The organism is Pseudogulbenkiania sp. FW507-F1 (assembly GCF_058781125.1).
This window is the reverse complement of the sequence record NZ_JBYSWM010000031.1, coordinates 1-14,672: the sequence shown is the minus strand read 5'-3', so window position 1 is coordinate 14,672 and position 14,672 is coordinate 1. Positions and strand designations below refer to the sequence as shown.

Genomic DNA, 14,672 nt, shown 5'->3' with positions numbered 1-14,672 from the left:
CGGCAACGTTCCGGCAAAGACAAGAGCAACACCAGCGAAAAGCCCACCTGAAGGTGGGCTTTTTGCCAATCGTGACACCGCCGTCCTGGCCGTTCAGCTGTGGTTGATATCCAGTAGCTCCTGCAATTGGCGCAGTGTCGAGTCATCCTTCACCACATGCTGCAGCCATTCTTCCAGGCTCATTTCCGCCCAGCGTGCAGCACGCTCGGCCAGCAACGCCACCGGGCTGTGCGGTTCGTTGTGACGAAAGTAACGGGCGACCTCGGTCAACATCTGTACCGCCTGCTGGCGGCTACGGACTTGGCCGTCGAAAGTGGGCTCCGGTGCCGTCACTGATGGAGTTGTCGGAATGGCAGAAGGCATGGCGGTGTTCTCCGGCAGCGCGGTATGGGAAGGCGCGGCGCTGGGGGTAGCGACCGCCGCAGCGCCGCCCAGTTGCTGGCGGTAACGCAGCACCAGCTCCTGGCAGGCGTAAATGGCGTTGCGCACCTCGGCAAGACTCGGTGCTTCATCGCCGAAACGCTCATCGAGTCGCTTGTCCAATGCCTCGCAGGCACTCAGCGACGCCAACAGCAGCTCGGCCTGGCTGGCGAACCAGGCATGACCCGACAAGGTGGCTGCCTTGTCGAAGTCCTCCCCGGCAAGCTTTCCCTCGGCCAACGCCGCCAGTTTCGCCTCCGGATCTTTCAGGCCCAGATTATCCACCTCGCGGGACTGCCTCCACTGCTGCCAGCTGTAACCGCCATGCTCGGGCTTGACGAGTGGGCTACTGCGGATAGCCACGCCGAGTTGCAGGTTGAGCCACTCCAGCTTGCCCACCCGCTCATCCAGATCATACGGAGCGAACTCCGGGTAGCCACTCTCCCAGTAATGCTCCAGCCAGTCGGCCAAGGCTGCCAGCCCCTGCGCCAGCCCGGCCAGACCATGTACCTGCACTTGGGCTTCGGCATACCAAACCAGCAGTTGCAAATCCTTGCTGCGCTGGCTCAGGGCCTCCTCGCACAGGCGGATCACCTTGGGCCATTCGGCCACTTTCAAAGCCTGCTCCCAGTCGCCTTGGGACAGCAACGGATCATCGCTGCGCCGGGCCTCGCGGATCTGGTCGAACAAGGGGGAATAAGCCAGGTCTTCCCCGGCGGGATGACCGCCCGGCAAGGGGGCCAGCAAAAGCGCAACAGAAGGGTTCTGCATCGTTGTGGTGATATCTCGGAAAGAAAAAGGAAAACGGAACGGACTAGCCCTTGCCCAACTCCGGCAGGGTGGCGATCAGCGTGGCGCCGCAGCTGACCTTGTGGCCTTCCAGCGCCACCGGCTTGCCGCCGACCAGCCAGCTACTGTCGCCCTCCACGATGGTGCAGTTGCTGTGCCCCTGCTGCGGGCAGGTGACCTGATCGCCCAGCAAGGCCACCGGCTTGCCGAACAGCACCGTACTGGAGGCGGCGCTCACCACCATGCCGCCGTGGCTGGTCGGGTCCCCCAGACGAATGACGCGTTTCATGCGAGGTTTTCCTGTACTGCCGGCCGGGCCAGCGCCAGCGCGGCTTGATCGTGGTGAAACTGGGTGATGATGGCCGGTGCCTGCAGCCGGGCGCTGTGCGTCACCGCCAGTGCCGCCAGCATGGCGGGCGCGGCGGCCCCGACATCCCCCCAGTCACGCACCAGGTTGCTGGCGTCATCGATGGGGTGCAGGCCCACCTGGTAACGGGTGAGACTGCTGGAGATGGCGGCCAGGCGCGTGCCGCCCACCTCGACATCGCCGCAGTTGTGCACCAGCCAGGCCACACTGTCAGCCTGGTTGCGCTTCGGGTCGGCCTCCTCGGTGCTGAACGGATAGTCCAGCAGTGCGGCATTCACCAGTGCATTGTCCAGCAAGGGCTGCAGTTGGCGTGTCAGCTGCAAGGTGCCCTGCCGCTGCACCTCGCCGCTGCTGGACTGGGCCAGGCGGGCCAGGTGCGGCAAGGCTGCCAGCGCCGCCCGGGTGTGTTCCGGCACTCGCCCCCAACCGGCGGGAGACGTCACGCCCTCGCGCTCCCAATACGGCAGATAAGGGTCGCGCCCTGCTTCCAGTGCACTGTCAGTCGAAACGGCAAGCCCGTCGCGCAAGAACAGCAACAGCACCACGGCGGCCCCCGGGCGGCCCAGTTGCAGCCATTGGGCCCGAATCGCCGCATCCGGCTCCTCCTCATCCGGCCAGGCCGGTGGGGCGTCAGCTGCCAGCACCACAGCCCCCGGCAACTCCGGGTCTTGCGCCAGGAACTGCATCACGCGGTCGGCCACGGTGCCGCTGCCGGGCAGGAAACGGCAATCGCTGGTGGGCAGGGGCCCCTCCCCCTGAGCGGTCAGCCACGCCACCTCCTGACACTGCCTGACGCGGCCGACCTGTTCGATCCCCGACACCCGCGGCAACACCTCCAACAGCAGCGGCAGCGAGGCGGCCCCCGGCAGCTCGGCGTACAAGGCCTGCAAGCTCTCTTCCAGCCACGGCATCAGGCCGTCCAGCACCTCGTCGCCAGGCTCCCACTCGTCGCGCGTCCGCACCATCCACTGGCAGGCGGGTGGCAACTCGTCCAGCCAGGCCGGCTCCTCTCTCTGCACTACAGCCTGCACCGACAACCAGCGGCAGCTCACCATCTGTTGCCGTTCGCGCAGCACGGCCAGATGCGTCTCCCGGGCTTCGTCACGCCGGGCCTGCTGCGCCGCGGCCTCCGACTCGGCTTGCGCCTGGGCGGCGGCCTGCTCGCGTTTTTCCTGATGCAATCGCCAGGCATACCCCAAGGCGGTGAGCAGCAAGGGCGGCAACAGGTGCGCCAGCAACATGACGGTGGGGCTGATCTGCTGCCACTCCACTGGAATCAGCAGCCACAACGCCCCCCACCACAGCAGGAAGATCAGGGCCAGTACGGCCAGCAGTTTCAGCATCTTGCCCCCCCTAGCTGATGCGAACCTTGAGCTGCTCGCCCTTGAGCGCCACGGCGATCTTCTTCACCGGTTTGCCGCTGGCCATGCGGGCGAGTAGGTCGCTCGAAATCTGTGCCAGCAACGTGCGTGTGAGGATGGCGTCGGCGTTGCGCGCACCGCTGTCCACGTCCAGGCAACGCGCCGCCATGACGCCTGCCAGCTCATCCGGAAACTCCACCTTGGCACCGTGGTTGTCCGCGATGCGCTGGCGGATTTTGTCCAGCTTCAGACACACGATGGCGTGCAACACCTCGTCGTCGATCGGGAAGTACGGCACGATGGCCAAGCGCCCCAGGAAGGCCGGTTTGAACACCTGCTGCAGGGTGGGTCGCAGGATTTCCACCAGATCGTCCGGCGTCGGCTCGCGCGTCTCGCCTTCCACCGTCACACCGTGCTCGCAGGCCCGCATCACCAGCTCGGTACCGGCGTTCGACGTCAACAGAATGATCGTGTTCTTGAAATCCACCTCGCGCCCTTCGCTGTCCTCCAGCCCCCCCTTGTCGAACACCTGGAAAAACAGCTCCAGCACGTCCGGATGCGCCTTCTCCACCTCGTCCAGCAACACCACCGAATACGGCTTGCGGCGTACCGCCTCGGTCAGCACTCCACCCTCGCCATAGCCGACATAGCCCGGCGGTGAGCCCTTGAGCCCGGACACGCTGTGCGCCTCCTGGTATTCCGACATATTGATGGTGATGAGATTGCGCTCGCCGCCGTACAAGGCCTCGGCCAGCGCCAGCGCGGTCTCGGTCTTGCCGACGCCGGATGGCCCCACCAGCAGGAACACCCCCTTGGGCTTGCCCGGGTCTTCCAGGCCGGCCTTGGCAATCTGCACCCGCTCGGCGATCTGCTCGAGCGCGTGATCCTGGCCGATCACCCGTTCCCCCAACAGCCGCGCCAGCTGCTGTACCTGAGCCAGCTCGTTGCTGACCATGCGCCCCAGCGGGATACCGGTCCAGCCGGCGATCACGTCGGCGATCACACTCTCGTCGACGCACTCGAACGCCAGCGGCTGCTGCTTGTGCAGCTCACGCAAAGCCTGGCGCTTGGCCTGCAGCGGGCTGACCTTCTTGCCCTTGGCCGGCTTAACCTCCCCCTGCTGCTGTTTCAGCTCGTCGATCTCGGCCACCAGTTGCTGCTGCGCCTCCCAGACCGTGTGCAGGCGCTCCAGGTCGGCCTGCAACTCGCCGCACCGAGCCTCCAGCTCGGCGATACGCTCGGCGTGGCCCTCCTCGCGCTGCAAGGCGGCAATCTCGCGCTCGGCATTGGCGATCAGCACCGCCACGTCCTCGATCGGTCCCGGCTTGCCGGCGCGCGACAGCGCCACGCGGGCGCAGGCGGTATCCAGCACGCTGATGGCCTTGTCCGGCAACTGGCGGCCGGTGATGTAGCGACTCGACAGATGCACGGCGGCGGCGACCGCCTCGTTGAGGATTTCCACCTGATGATGGGCGGCCATGGCGTGCGTCAGCCCGCGCACCATCTGCACCGCTACCTCCGGCGCCGGCTCCTCCACCTTCACCACCTGGAAGCGGCGCGCCAAGGCGGCGTCCTTCTCGAAATACTTCTTGTACTCGGCCCAGGTGGTCGCCGCGATGGTGCGCAGCTCGCCACGCGCCAGCGCCGGCTTGAGCAGGTTGGCCGCGTCGTTCTGACCGGCCGCGCCGCCGGCGCCGATCAGCGTGTGCGCCTCGTCGATGAACAGGATGATGGACACCGGGCTCGCCTTCACCTCGTCGATCACCTGACGCAGACGGTTTTCGAACTCCCCCTTCACACTGGCACCGGCCTGCAACAGCCCCAGGTCCAGTGTGCGCAGACAGACACCGGCCAAGACCGGCGGCACCTCGCCGTGCACGATCTTGCGCGCCAGCCCTTCCACCACCGCGGTCTTGCCCACGCCGGGCTCGCCGGTCAGGATGGGGTTGTTCTGTCGGCGGCGCATCAGGATGTCGACCATCTGGCGGATCTCGCCATCGCGCCCCAGCACCGGATCGATCTTGCCGGCACGCGCCTGGGCGGTCAGGTCGATGGTGTATTTATCGAGTGCCGCGCTGCCGCGAACCTTGCCGGCCGGCATCTCCGCCGGCTGATCGGGCTCGGTGACCGCCACCGGCCCGCCGCCCTCCCCGCCATGCTGGCGCAGCGCGGCGTAAGCCGATTGCAAACGACCCGCCTCGATACGCAACAAGGCAGGGCAGCCGCTTTGCACCGCCGGACGCAGCGATTCATCACGCAACAGCGCCAACAGCAGATCCAGCGTGGACACGCTCTCCTGCCCGAACTCCGCGCTGGCCAGCAGCCAGGCTTTCTCCAGCCACTTGGGCAACCAGGCCGACAGCACCGGGTTGCGGGTATTACCGGTGCGGAAGCTATCCAGAGCGGCTTCCAGCCCCCGTTGCAAATCGGCCAGATCGATGCCGGCCGCCTGCAAGGCGGCGCGGGCGGCATTCATGTCTTGGTCGAGCAGGGTCAACAGCACATGCTCGATCTCGATCTCGTAGTGGGTGCGGGACAAGGCGCGGCTGGCGGCCTGCTCTACACTCTGCCGTGCCAGCGGCGTCAGGCGCTCGATCAGGGATTTCAGGGATACCGACATAGTGTTTCCATCAGATAAAGTGAATAAGGTCGGGTCAGGCTAGGCGCCATGCCAGGCAAGGCTCAGTGCAACAGCGCATAGCGCACGTCGTCCGGGTCGGCTGCCTGCGCCCCCAGCCAACTGCTGGCCCCCAGCCGCAATGGGGCATCTGCATCCAGCCGTGCCGGCGGCACATCGCGCTTGTCGAGCACCAGGCAGACATCCACCGCCAGTTGGTGCCCCACGGCAAACTGCATCAGCGCTTGCAAGGCGCGAGCTCCATCTCCCCCCGGCAGCAAGGCCTCGAATTGCGCACGACGCAAACACCCCAGGCGCAATTGCAGCTTGGTCTGGCGATCCCACTGCCGCTCGCCGGCGAACAGCGACTCCCCCAGTTCGCAGGACTGGCCACCCAACTGGCTTTGCTCGGCCAACGGCACCTCCAGCCACAGCCCCGCGAACTGCTGCAACTGGGCACGGGTGCCGAACAGCCCCTCCACCAAGGTTTGCAGCGTCAGGGCCGACAGCGGCTTCTGGCTCAACAGGCCTGCGTAATAAATGAACAGCCGCTCATCCAGCAGGCCGCCCTGCGCCGCCTGCCCACGCAACCGGCCCAAACCGACCCCGGCCAGATCCAGCAGGTTGTGGCTGAAGCCATCCTGCTCGCCGGCCTCCTCGGCCAGCCAGAAGCGGTACTTGCGCCAGGCCGCGTAGAACAAGGCGATGGCGCGGTGGCTGAACAGGTCGAAGAAGGCATGCAGGGTGGTATCGCGGTACTGCTGCCGCCGCTCCAGCAAGAGCTCGGTATACGCCGTCGGCAACACCCCGCTGGGCCCGGTCAACCCCATGAAGCTGACCGTCATCTCGGCGGGAGCCGTGCCCTCCGCCGCCGCTGGCTGGTACTGCACCAGCTCGCTGGCCGGAAACGACAGCGACGCCAGGGTGCGGAAGCGCAACTGCGCCGGCAGCGTGCGCCGCTGGCGGCGTGAACCTTCGCACAAGCCCAGGAGACGCACCGCCTGGAAAAAGCCGAACTGGCTGGCATCCCTGGCCAGCGCCAGCTTCAGATCACGAGGGCTTCGCCGGCTCGGGCTGGCCATGCCGCCACCTCCTCGTCACGTTGCACCGTCCTGACACGCAGGCGGGTAAAACTGTTGGGCGCGCAGTACAGCGCGAAGAACCGCTCCAGCAGGGAGGCGAACAGGTGCACGCTGCCGCCGACGTAGTAATCGGCATCCAGCGTCAGGGTGATCTCGGTGCCGCGCACGAAACCGGAGAAATGGCGGCCGTTGACACGCTGCACCACCGCTTCGCTGCGGATGCCGACAATGCCCTGAATCTGCCGCACATTGGCCGCCGCATCGCCCAGGTTGTACAGCGTCAGCATTTCCTGCAGCGCCTCGCGTCCGGAATCGACGATGGACATGTAATTGAGCGACAGGTGCGAGATCAGGCGCCACTGCACCGCCCGTCCCAACGGACTGCGCTGGCTGGCACCGGGCTTGCGCAACAAGCGTACCCGCTTCACCACCGAATGCCCCGGCAATTGGAAATCCGTGCGCTGGGTAGCCTGGCTGCCGCCGAAAGGAATCTGCTCCGGCAGATCGCGGTTGCTGCACAACAAATCCAGGCTCAGTACCTCACCGGCCGGGCGCACCGCGTCGAACTGCAGATCCACCAGGTGCAGCGCCATGTCGGTGCCACGGTCACCCTGCCGCACCGACGGCTCGCGGCTGGCATGCCAGTAAAAACGCGGCGCCGGCCCGCTGCCATGGCGCGTGGCGTAGAACGGCGGCACCTCCTCGCTGCTGTCGCCCTCGCCGGATTTCTCCACACGCACCACGCGGCGGATTTGCACCACCTCGTAGGCCTGTTGCTTGCGCGCATCCGCTAGCACCGGGTAACTGGCCTTCTGATGCGTGACACGGATCGGCTCGCCCGGCTGCACGAACAGGTTGATCAGCGGCGTGCAGCCCAGTTTCAGATGCGAAGGCTGCAACTGGCTTTGCAGCCGGTGATGGCGCTCGCTGTCCGGGTAATCGCGCAGGTGCAGACGCAGCAGCACGGTATCACCGCTCAGCCGCGCCGCCACCGGGGCCAGCCCCAACAGATCGACGAACAAGAACTTGTCCGGATAGCAGAAATACTCAGAGAGCAGCCGGTAGCCCATGAACGAGCGCTCGTCGTATTCCAGCATCCCCTCGTCGCGACCGAAGCCCACCGGCTGCAGGCAATCCGCGTTCAGGACACGCGTGCGCGCCGGATTCTCGCTACCGTCGCCAGCCTGCACCCTCAGTACGTTGGATAGCAGCATCTCGTACAGCAGATGCATCAGCGCTGGCTCACCATCCAGGAAAAAGCGCAGCGACTGCAGATCGATGGCATCCACCCCTACCCCGCCCTGGGTCTGCAAGCGCAGGGTCAGCACCGCCGCCGCATCCGGCGCCAGGCTGCGCAAATAGGGCGAGCCGCTGGTCAGCTCCAGCTTCGCCTCCTGCAATTGCAAAGGATAGAGATCGACCGGATACACCGTGCGGAACTTGCAGCTCACGCCCTGGATCGACGGCGCCTGCACGGCCTGCCCACGCTCGACACGGTAGCGCTTGCCGATCTCCGCCCGCTGCGCATCGCACTCAAACTGCACCACGGTGGCCGCCGGCATCGGCTGCAGATAATGCGGATACAGCACGTCCAGAAAGCTGGTAGCCACCTCCGGGTAGTCATCGTCCAGCTTCTTGTGCACGCGCGCCGCCAGAAAGGCGAACGCCTCGATCAGCCGCTCGGTATGCGGGTCTTCGCACTGGTCGCCTTCCAGTTGCAGCCGGCCGGCGATCTTGGGGTAACGGCGGGCAAACTCGCCCGACAGCTCGCGCAAATGGCCGAGCTCGCGTTCGTAATAGGGGAGGAGGGATTCGAGCATCTAATCGCCCAGCAAATAATATTTTTTCAATTCTCAACCAAACAACTAGCCACTAAATTCTTATTCGCGCTCAGTACCAAATCACATTATCAATATCAATTCGCCACTTTTTCATATTGCACCACTGTCATTGTTAGTGGCTCGCGAGCTATTAATGTGCCATCTTCCGCCTGCCCGAAAATCAGCTCCGGCACCATCGGCTTAGTCAACCCTCTATCATTAATGGCAATACCCACAATACGATCCTGTCGCCGCTCAATGGGCATTTCCAACCAAACCCAAGGATCGCGACTCTTTGCACGCCGCACCGCCACCCGTGACCACTTGTCGGCATTGCCTTTCCATTTCAGGATGGCATCGCCGGTTCTATCGCTTACTGCACTACCTACAACCTTTCCATTTACTTCAAATTTGGTCTCTATACCATCTGCCCCGCCAACCCCGGGAATACCGACAATCGCTATCAACTCGTCAGGCAGCGCCTGCTTTACAACATTAAGTTCTTCTTTAGCCATTAGATGATAAACAGGAACTTCACTAGGCATGTGATTCGTCATTCTCAAGAAACCATTATCAACACTCCACACCCCTTCTAGAATGTACTTATCCCGATTCATGGTTTTCCACGTAGCTGTATGATCCTCTTTCAATACCAATTCTGGCTCATAGGAAAAATCCACTGCCTTATAGCGCCCAACAAGCTGCTGCTCATTCAGTTGCTTACTCTCTTTACGATATTCCAGAGTTTCATATTCAGAAATCGGCAAATCCAGCGCTGGCTGCGACATCTCCAAATTGCCGCCCCCCGCTAGCGTCAACTTGGATTCACGAAAAACTGGGGCTACCAAGTTTGCATTTACCAACCTGAAACTCATCATATTGATAGCCCGATCCGAGTCACTGGCCGAAAACCACTGCCAGGGCTGCTCAGACCCTCCCTGGCGTAATCCAATACGACGCCACACTCCCCAATTTTCAGGCAGCTCTGCCACAAAAAAACCTGGCAGCTTGGTTTGTTGTGATGACTGCCGCTGCCCCTTGTCGTTCTCAAAAAGAACTTCGCTATTTTCCATTCCTCTACGGCCAACACCTACGACATACGCAGCAAGAGTATGCCCGCTATCTTTTCTGGGTGTTGCCGGCGCACTGTCAGCGGCGGTTTTTTGATAAACAGCTTTCCCCTTATATTCATCCGCTCGCAAAATAATATTTCCTTCTTTCACACTCCAGGAGCCACTTACCCAATGCTCACCATAACTCTGCATATACCACGCAAAATTACCAGACGGTGACAAAATCAAACTACTTGGCACCCAGCTACTGTCAGACAATACATACCTACCCGCGAGTTGACTGAGCATCACATCCTCTGCAATTGCTGGCTTTATAATGAGCATATTCAAGGCACAACATAAACAAACCAACCATCTATTCATTTTTATTACCTTCACGAGTATCTCAAAAGCTAATCTGCGTATGAGGCCCGCTGCAGTAGCGCTTACCGATCTCCGGCCGCTGCGCATCGCACTCAAACTGCACCACGGTGGCCGCCGGCATCGGCTGCAGGTAGTGCGGGTACTTCACGTCTAGAAAGCTGGCAGCCACCTCCGGGTACAGGCAAGCTGCTGTTCCAGATGGTTGGCAATGGCCATCAGCGCGCTGGAGACTTGCGGCTGACGGGCCTCTGCCAACGTTGGCCGCAGCGGCAGGAGCCGGTGGCATGGACGACGCAAACTCATGGCTGCCCCGTAGTGGTTGCAGGTATGCCGGTGGCCGGGTTCAAGCCCTTGGCCTTGGCCATCTCGGCAATGCGTGCTTCGCCAGGCAGCGGCGGCGGCACATTGCTTTCCCAGTCCGTCAACCACTTGATCTTGCCATCCCACGGCGGCAGCTTGGCCGGTGGCAAGGGCACAATATCGTCGATGTCTTCTACCGTAGGGTGGAGGTAGGAGTAGCGGCCCAGGATGTCGGACAGGATGTTGTAGCGACGGGAGCGCTCTTCGTCCTTGGCCAGCGCCAAGTAATCAAGTTCGTCGCTGGGCGGAGGGGCGAGAAATACCTTCCCCAGCTTGAAGGCCGCTGTTTCATCACCGGCTTTTACTGCCAACTGGTAATACTTGAGAGCTACGGGGTAGTTTTTGTCATTTTTTTGGTTGGTCGCATACTCGATAGCGGCTTCGCTGTGTCCTTGGTCTGCCGCGCAGCGCTTCATATCGAGTCCTGCCTTGAAGGCTTCCGGATAGCCAGAGCCCATCATGAAAAGCTTGTCGCCGATGTAATACTGCGCATCCGGACTCCCCAGATCGGCTGCATGCCGCATGTATTGCAAGGCCTGTCCTTCGCTCCCCTTTACGCCATGACCCTGGTACAGCAACACGCCCATGTCGTAGTAACCCAGCGGCAGCCCGCGATCCACCAGCCCCTGCACCAGATCCACGCTCTCGGTGACCGGCAGTTCGCTGGCGCTCTGGCCACGCATCAGCATCAGCAGCAGGTTGTGTGCCGCCTTGTCGTGGTCCCAGGCGGCGGCAATACGGTACAGCCGCTCGAAGGCCGGGTATTTCGCCGCATCGTTCTTCAGCAGATTTTTCTTCTGCAGCCAGCGCGCATGCTGGAACAGCTGCTCGGCTTCCGGGTCGCGTTTCGGCGTGCGCGCCTGCTCGTAGGTGCAGCTAAAGGCCAGCTGTTCTTCCAGCCGGGTGGGTAGGGTATTGATGGTGTCCATGTCCGGGCTCTTGATGGTGCTGCCGCCACAGGCGGCCAGCAGCAGGGTGGAGAGGAGTAGCAGGTGGCGCATGGGCTAGTCCTTGTCCGAGATGGTGGGGTCGGTACGCAGGAAGCCGCGCAGCGAGGCGTAAGGGAGCTGTTTGCGAACAGATTCGCGGTCTTTGTTTTCCTTGATGATATCCCTCCACGAATTGAACGCCTGCCCCACATCCGCCTGTGCGCCCTTGCCAGCGGTGTGGATATTCCACAAGTCCAGGCGCGCCTTCCGCGCCACCTGCGGGTTGCAGTGGACGAGGTTGAGTTCGCTGTCCACCTGCATGCTGCGGGTGTTGATATTGCTGCTGCCCAGGGTCATGAAAGTGTCGTTGACGATCATCAGCTTGCTGTGGATGTACACCTCCTGCCATTGCTTGCCTTCGCGCTTGACGCGACGCGCGGTCATCGGGTAGACCATTTGCACGTAGTAGCTGTCGGGCGACGGCGGGGTGTCCGGCGGCACCAGGGTGCAGATATGCACCTTGAGGCCGGGTACTTCCTGCGGGGTGATGACTTCGTGGTCTTTCTTGCTTTTGTCGGCCAGCTCGTCGCGCTGCCGCTTCAGCTCCTGCACTTTTTGCTCCGCCTGGCGGTATTGCTCGGCCTGTTTTTGCCAGGCTGGCGGGTACTTGCCACCGGGGTAGAGCACCGGGTTGGGCAGGCCGGCGGCGGCGCGCCGTGCCTGGCCTTCTGCCTGGCGGATGCCGGCATCCAGGTTTTCGATGCGCTTGGTGCGCGCCACACCGGGAATGGTGTCGGCACGGCCCAGCTTGTCCAGCATCTGGTAGCTTTTCAGGGTGCCGGAACCCATGCCGTCGTTGCTGCTGTTGGTCACCACGAACAGGTGCAGCGAGCCGTGCTTGCCCGGGTCGCGCCCACCGCCAGTCTGAGCTTGTGCCGCCTGGCAGATGGCATCGGCCAGCGGTGGCCAGCGAAAGTACTGGTTTTCGATGTAAATGCTCTGGGTGGCGTTGTTCACCGCCTGCAGGTAAGCCTGCTTGATGTCTTCCACCGCCTTGCCCTGGCTGCGCACCTGTTGCTGGGTGCGCACGATCTGGCATTGCAATGTCTGACCGCGCTTGTCGTGCAGCGGGTAGTGGCTGGTATCGATCTCCGGCAGCGCCTGCCCGGCTGCCTTTTGCCAAGCTTGCCGGAAGTTGCGATATACATCGCCACATGCTGGGCCACTGAGACGGCTGGACAAGTCCTGCCGTGGCAGCAGGCCATTTGGCCCCAGCCAGGGGGCATGAGGTTGGCGCTTCTGGATGCTATGCGCGCTGGTATCCCAGTAGGCATCCAGCATGTTGTGCCCCATCACGAAGGCCAGGTGATCAGCCGGGCTCTCGATGTCGACCAGCACGGTTTTCTGGTGGTGACTGGGAGTACCCGCCAGCACATAGCGCATCGTGCGGCTGACATGCTTGTCGGTATAGTCATGCGCCAGCAGGAACGCTCGATCCTGATCGGTGAAGTCCCGGCTGTAGAACTGCAGATTTTGCATGGTGACGTCCGACTTGGCCTGCTTGGCATTGCGCGCCATGTCGGCTTTTTCCTGCTTGTGGTCGTAGCGCTCGTACCACGCAATATCGTATTCCTGCATCTGATCGGTGCTGGTGGAGGGCTGATCCGACAGGCGCAGATTGTGCCGTCCCGGGGTGTTGGACTCTCCCAGACCTGCCTTTACCCCGGTGACGTTGACGTAGGTCTTGTCATCCGTGGCGGCGCCTTTTTCCGCACCGACAACAGCACCACCTACGCCCCCCCTGGCACCCTTGGCGCTTTCCCGTGCCATGGTGGCCGCCCGAGCGGGAATGTCCTCGAAGGCGTAGCACAGCACCTTGACCTGCACATTGTTGCGGGCCTTGTATTCCAGCAGTTTTCCGATCTGTGCCGGCACTGCTTCCGGCAGCTCGTCATAGCGGATGTTTTCTGCCCCTTTGCGTACGAAATACATCGACGGCTGGAAACCCCAGCAGATGATGTACACCGACTTTTTGGCCAGGGCGATGGCGCTGTGCACCTCGGCAAACGCGCGCTCACCATTGATCAGGAAGTCGAAAGTACCGTTCAGCGGGCAGTATTCCGATTGCTGCACGAACCACGGCGGAGTGATGGTGCATTGCAGGCCCTGGTTGGCCGCAACCGGCGTCGTAATTTTGTTTCCCATGCTTATTCGCCCTTGCCGGCCGGTTTGAACAGCGCCAGAAAATCTTCACGTGCCGATGCCTGCAGCTTGTTACGGCCGCCGTCTGGTGCAGCTCCGGCAGTGTGTTTGTGAAAACCGGCATTCGCCGCCTCACCCTGCGCCGGGTTGTGGTAATCCACAGCAACTGGAATGTCGTACACCACGCCATTAGCCAGTTCCAGCTTGTATTTCTGTACCAGTACGCGGTGCGGCACCTGAATGTGCCCTTGTTCGTCTATCACGCCTTGGCCCTGCAAGGCGCCATCGGCATACAGCTTGTAGGGCATGCCGCTCCAGCTGCTTTTCACCCCCAGCGGCGACTGGTCCACCTTGATGCTGAGCGGGAATGCCGGTGCATGCTGTGGAAAGGATGGATGTGTCGGGGACATCTTCGCCGGCCCGCTCCAGTCGTGGCTGCCGCCCTTGAAGCTCACCTTGCCCGGTGCATGCAGTTCGATCTTGCCGTCCTTGATGCGGATGTAGGCACCGCTGCAAGTCAGCAGCACTTCTTTCTTGGCGTTGAACAGCTGGCTGGCGCTCAGGCTGCTGATGGCCACATCCTTATCCGCCGTCAGCTCCATCGCATCGCTCTGCGCCTGGACCTGCACCTTGCCCTTGGCCGCGATCAGCTTGAGCGCAATCCGGTCCTTCACCCCGGCCACGAACAGGCTGATGTGCTGCCCCACGTTGTGCAGCCAGCGCCGGCCCGAGGTCTGTTGGGTATCGCGCTGGGCGATTTGGTCGATATTCGTCCCAGCCGCCAGGGTGAGGCTGTTGTCGGTGGTTGCGGCGAGGCCGGCCGGGGCGGACAGGACCATCAGCGGTTGTTGGCCTGCCTGTCCCGCGCCGTTGGGGGAGTTTTTGCCATCTTTATTGGTATTGGTTCCGGCCTCCCAGGCCTTCAGCGCCTGGACGTGGTGCTGCAGGTGGCCGTCGGCTTTATTCGCGCCTTTGCCATTGCCTGGCTTGATTTCCGCCGGCCCGGTCTCCAGCGTGTCAGCCAGCTGCGCGGTGGCGGTCTCGCCGAGGGACTGGCTCAGGCTCAGGGCCGCATCAAGCTGGCTTTGCGCGCCGTCGCGCGCCAGTTGTTTGCCACCAGCACCGTTCTGCGCTTCGGTGCTGAGCAGCAGGCCGTGGCCGGCGCGGATCGCGCCGTGGCGGTCGGTGCGCAGTTCGAAGCCGTCCCCACGTGGCGTGGCCTTGCCGTCGGCACGCGGGTGGACGAGGTAGCCCTGGTTGAGCTGGGTGGCGCCGTGTTCGGACGACAG

At 62.8% G+C, this 14,672-nt stretch carries 11 protein-coding genes; all 11 read right to left on the bottom strand.

Features of this window, described 5'->3' with window-relative positions; all coding sequences use genetic code 11:
• Positions 1–93 precede the first annotated feature (93 nt).
• Positions 94–1,191 carry a type VI secretion system protein TssA gene (gene tssA / locus AC3WG5_RS16305; protein WP_492569617.1) on the bottom strand — a complete coding sequence of 366 codons (1,098 nt, stop codon included), beginning with the start codon at positions 1,189–1,191 and terminating at the stop codon, positions 94–96.
• Positions 1,192–1,234: 43 nt separating this feature from the next.
• A complete protein-coding gene (locus tag AC3WG5_RS16300) occupies positions 1,235–1,498 on the bottom strand; it encodes a PAAR domain-containing protein (RefSeq protein ID WP_492569615.1) in 264 nt (87 codons plus the stop codon).
• Complete coding sequence (locus AC3WG5_RS16295) at positions 1,495–2,919, bottom strand: hypothetical protein (RefSeq protein WP_492569613.1); 1,425 nt, start codon at positions 2,917–2,919, stop codon at positions 1,495–1,497. The genes AC3WG5_RS16300 and AC3WG5_RS16295 overlap by 4 nt, the downstream gene beginning before the upstream one ends.
• A gap of 10 nt (positions 2,920–2,929) precedes the next feature.
• Positions 2,930–5,557 carry a type VI secretion system ATPase TssH gene (gene tssH / locus AC3WG5_RS16290; protein WP_492569611.1) on the bottom strand — a complete coding sequence of 876 codons (2,628 nt, stop codon included), beginning with the start codon at positions 5,555–5,557 and terminating at the stop codon, positions 2,930–2,932.
• A 62-nt stretch (positions 5,558–5,619) separates the two neighbouring features.
• Positions 5,620–6,636, bottom strand: coding sequence for a type VI secretion system baseplate subunit TssG (tssG, locus tag AC3WG5_RS16285; RefSeq protein WP_492569609.1), 1,017 nt, complete (start codon positions 6,634–6,636; stop codon positions 5,620–5,622).
• On the bottom strand, positions 6,600–8,456 hold the full coding sequence (gene tssF, locus AC3WG5_RS16280; protein ID WP_492569607.1) for a type VI secretion system baseplate subunit TssF: 1,857 nt from the start codon (positions 8,454–8,456) through the stop codon (positions 6,600–6,602). Before tssF ends, tssG begins: the two co-directional genes overlap by 37 nt.
• Before the next feature lie 95 nt (positions 8,457–8,551).
• Positions 8,552–9,907 (bottom strand): hypothetical protein, encoded by a 1,356-nt coding sequence (locus AC3WG5_RS16275; protein ID WP_492569605.1) that lies wholly within the window; start codon positions 9,905–9,907, stop codon positions 8,552–8,554.
• A 7-nt stretch (positions 9,908–9,914) separates the two neighbouring features.
• Positions 9,915–10,178, bottom strand: coding sequence for a type VI secretion system baseplate subunit TssF (locus tag AC3WG5_RS16270; protein ID WP_482582995.1), 264 nt, complete (start codon positions 10,176–10,178; stop codon positions 9,915–9,917).
• A 13-nt stretch (positions 10,179–10,191) separates the two neighbouring features.
• A complete protein-coding gene (locus tag AC3WG5_RS16265; RefSeq protein WP_492569603.1) occupies positions 10,192–11,181 on the bottom strand; it encodes an SEL1-like repeat protein in 990 nt (329 codons plus the stop codon).
• Between the two features lie 75 nt (positions 11,182–11,256).
• The gene (locus AC3WG5_RS16260; protein ID WP_492569602.1) at positions 11,257–13,386 is read right to left on the bottom strand and encodes a phospholipase D-like domain-containing protein; all 2,130 of its coding nucleotides are present in this window, start codon (positions 13,384–13,386) and stop codon (positions 11,257–11,259) included.
• 2 nt (positions 13,387–13,388) lie between these two features.
• On the bottom strand, positions 13,389–14,672 hold a 1,284-nt coding region (locus tag AC3WG5_RS16255; protein ID WP_492569600.1), incomplete at its 5' end, for a DUF2345 domain-containing protein.

What these genes read in the sequence shown, in the direction of transcription:
- tssA (WP_492569617.1), bottom strand. Translation starts at nt 1,191, where the DNA reads ATGCAGAACCCTTCTGTTGCGCTTTTGCTGGCCCCCTTGCCGGGCGGT.
- AC3WG5_RS16300 (WP_492569615.1), bottom strand. Translation starts at nt 1,498, where the DNA reads ATGAAACGCGTCATTCGTCTGGGGGACCCGACCAGCCACGGCGGCATG.
- AC3WG5_RS16295 (WP_492569613.1), bottom strand. Translation starts at nt 2,919, where the DNA reads ATGCTGAAACTGCTGGCCGTACTGGCCCTGATCTTCCTGCTGTGGTGG.
- tssH (WP_492569611.1), bottom strand. Translation starts at nt 5,557, where the DNA reads ATGTCGGTATCCCTGAAATCCCTGATCGAGCGCCTGACGCCGCTGGCA.
- tssG (WP_492569609.1), bottom strand. Translation starts at nt 6,636, where the DNA reads ATGGCCAGCCCGAGCCGGCGAAGCCCTCGTGATCTGAAGCTGGCGCTG.
- tssF (WP_492569607.1), bottom strand. Translation starts at nt 8,456, where the DNA reads ATGCTCGAATCCCTCCTCCCCTATTACGAACGCGAGCTCGGCCATTTG.
- AC3WG5_RS16270 (WP_482582995.1), bottom strand. Translation starts at nt 10,178, where the DNA reads ATGCCACCGGCTCCTGCCGCTGCGGCCAACGTTGGCAGAGGCCCGTCA.
- AC3WG5_RS16265 (WP_492569603.1), bottom strand. Translation starts at nt 11,181, where the DNA reads ATGGACACCATCAATACCCTACCCACCCGGCTGGAAGAACAGCTGGCC.
- AC3WG5_RS16260 (WP_492569602.1), bottom strand. Translation starts at nt 13,386, where the DNA reads ATGGGAAACAAAATTACGACGCCGGTTGCGGCCAACCAGGGCCTGCAA.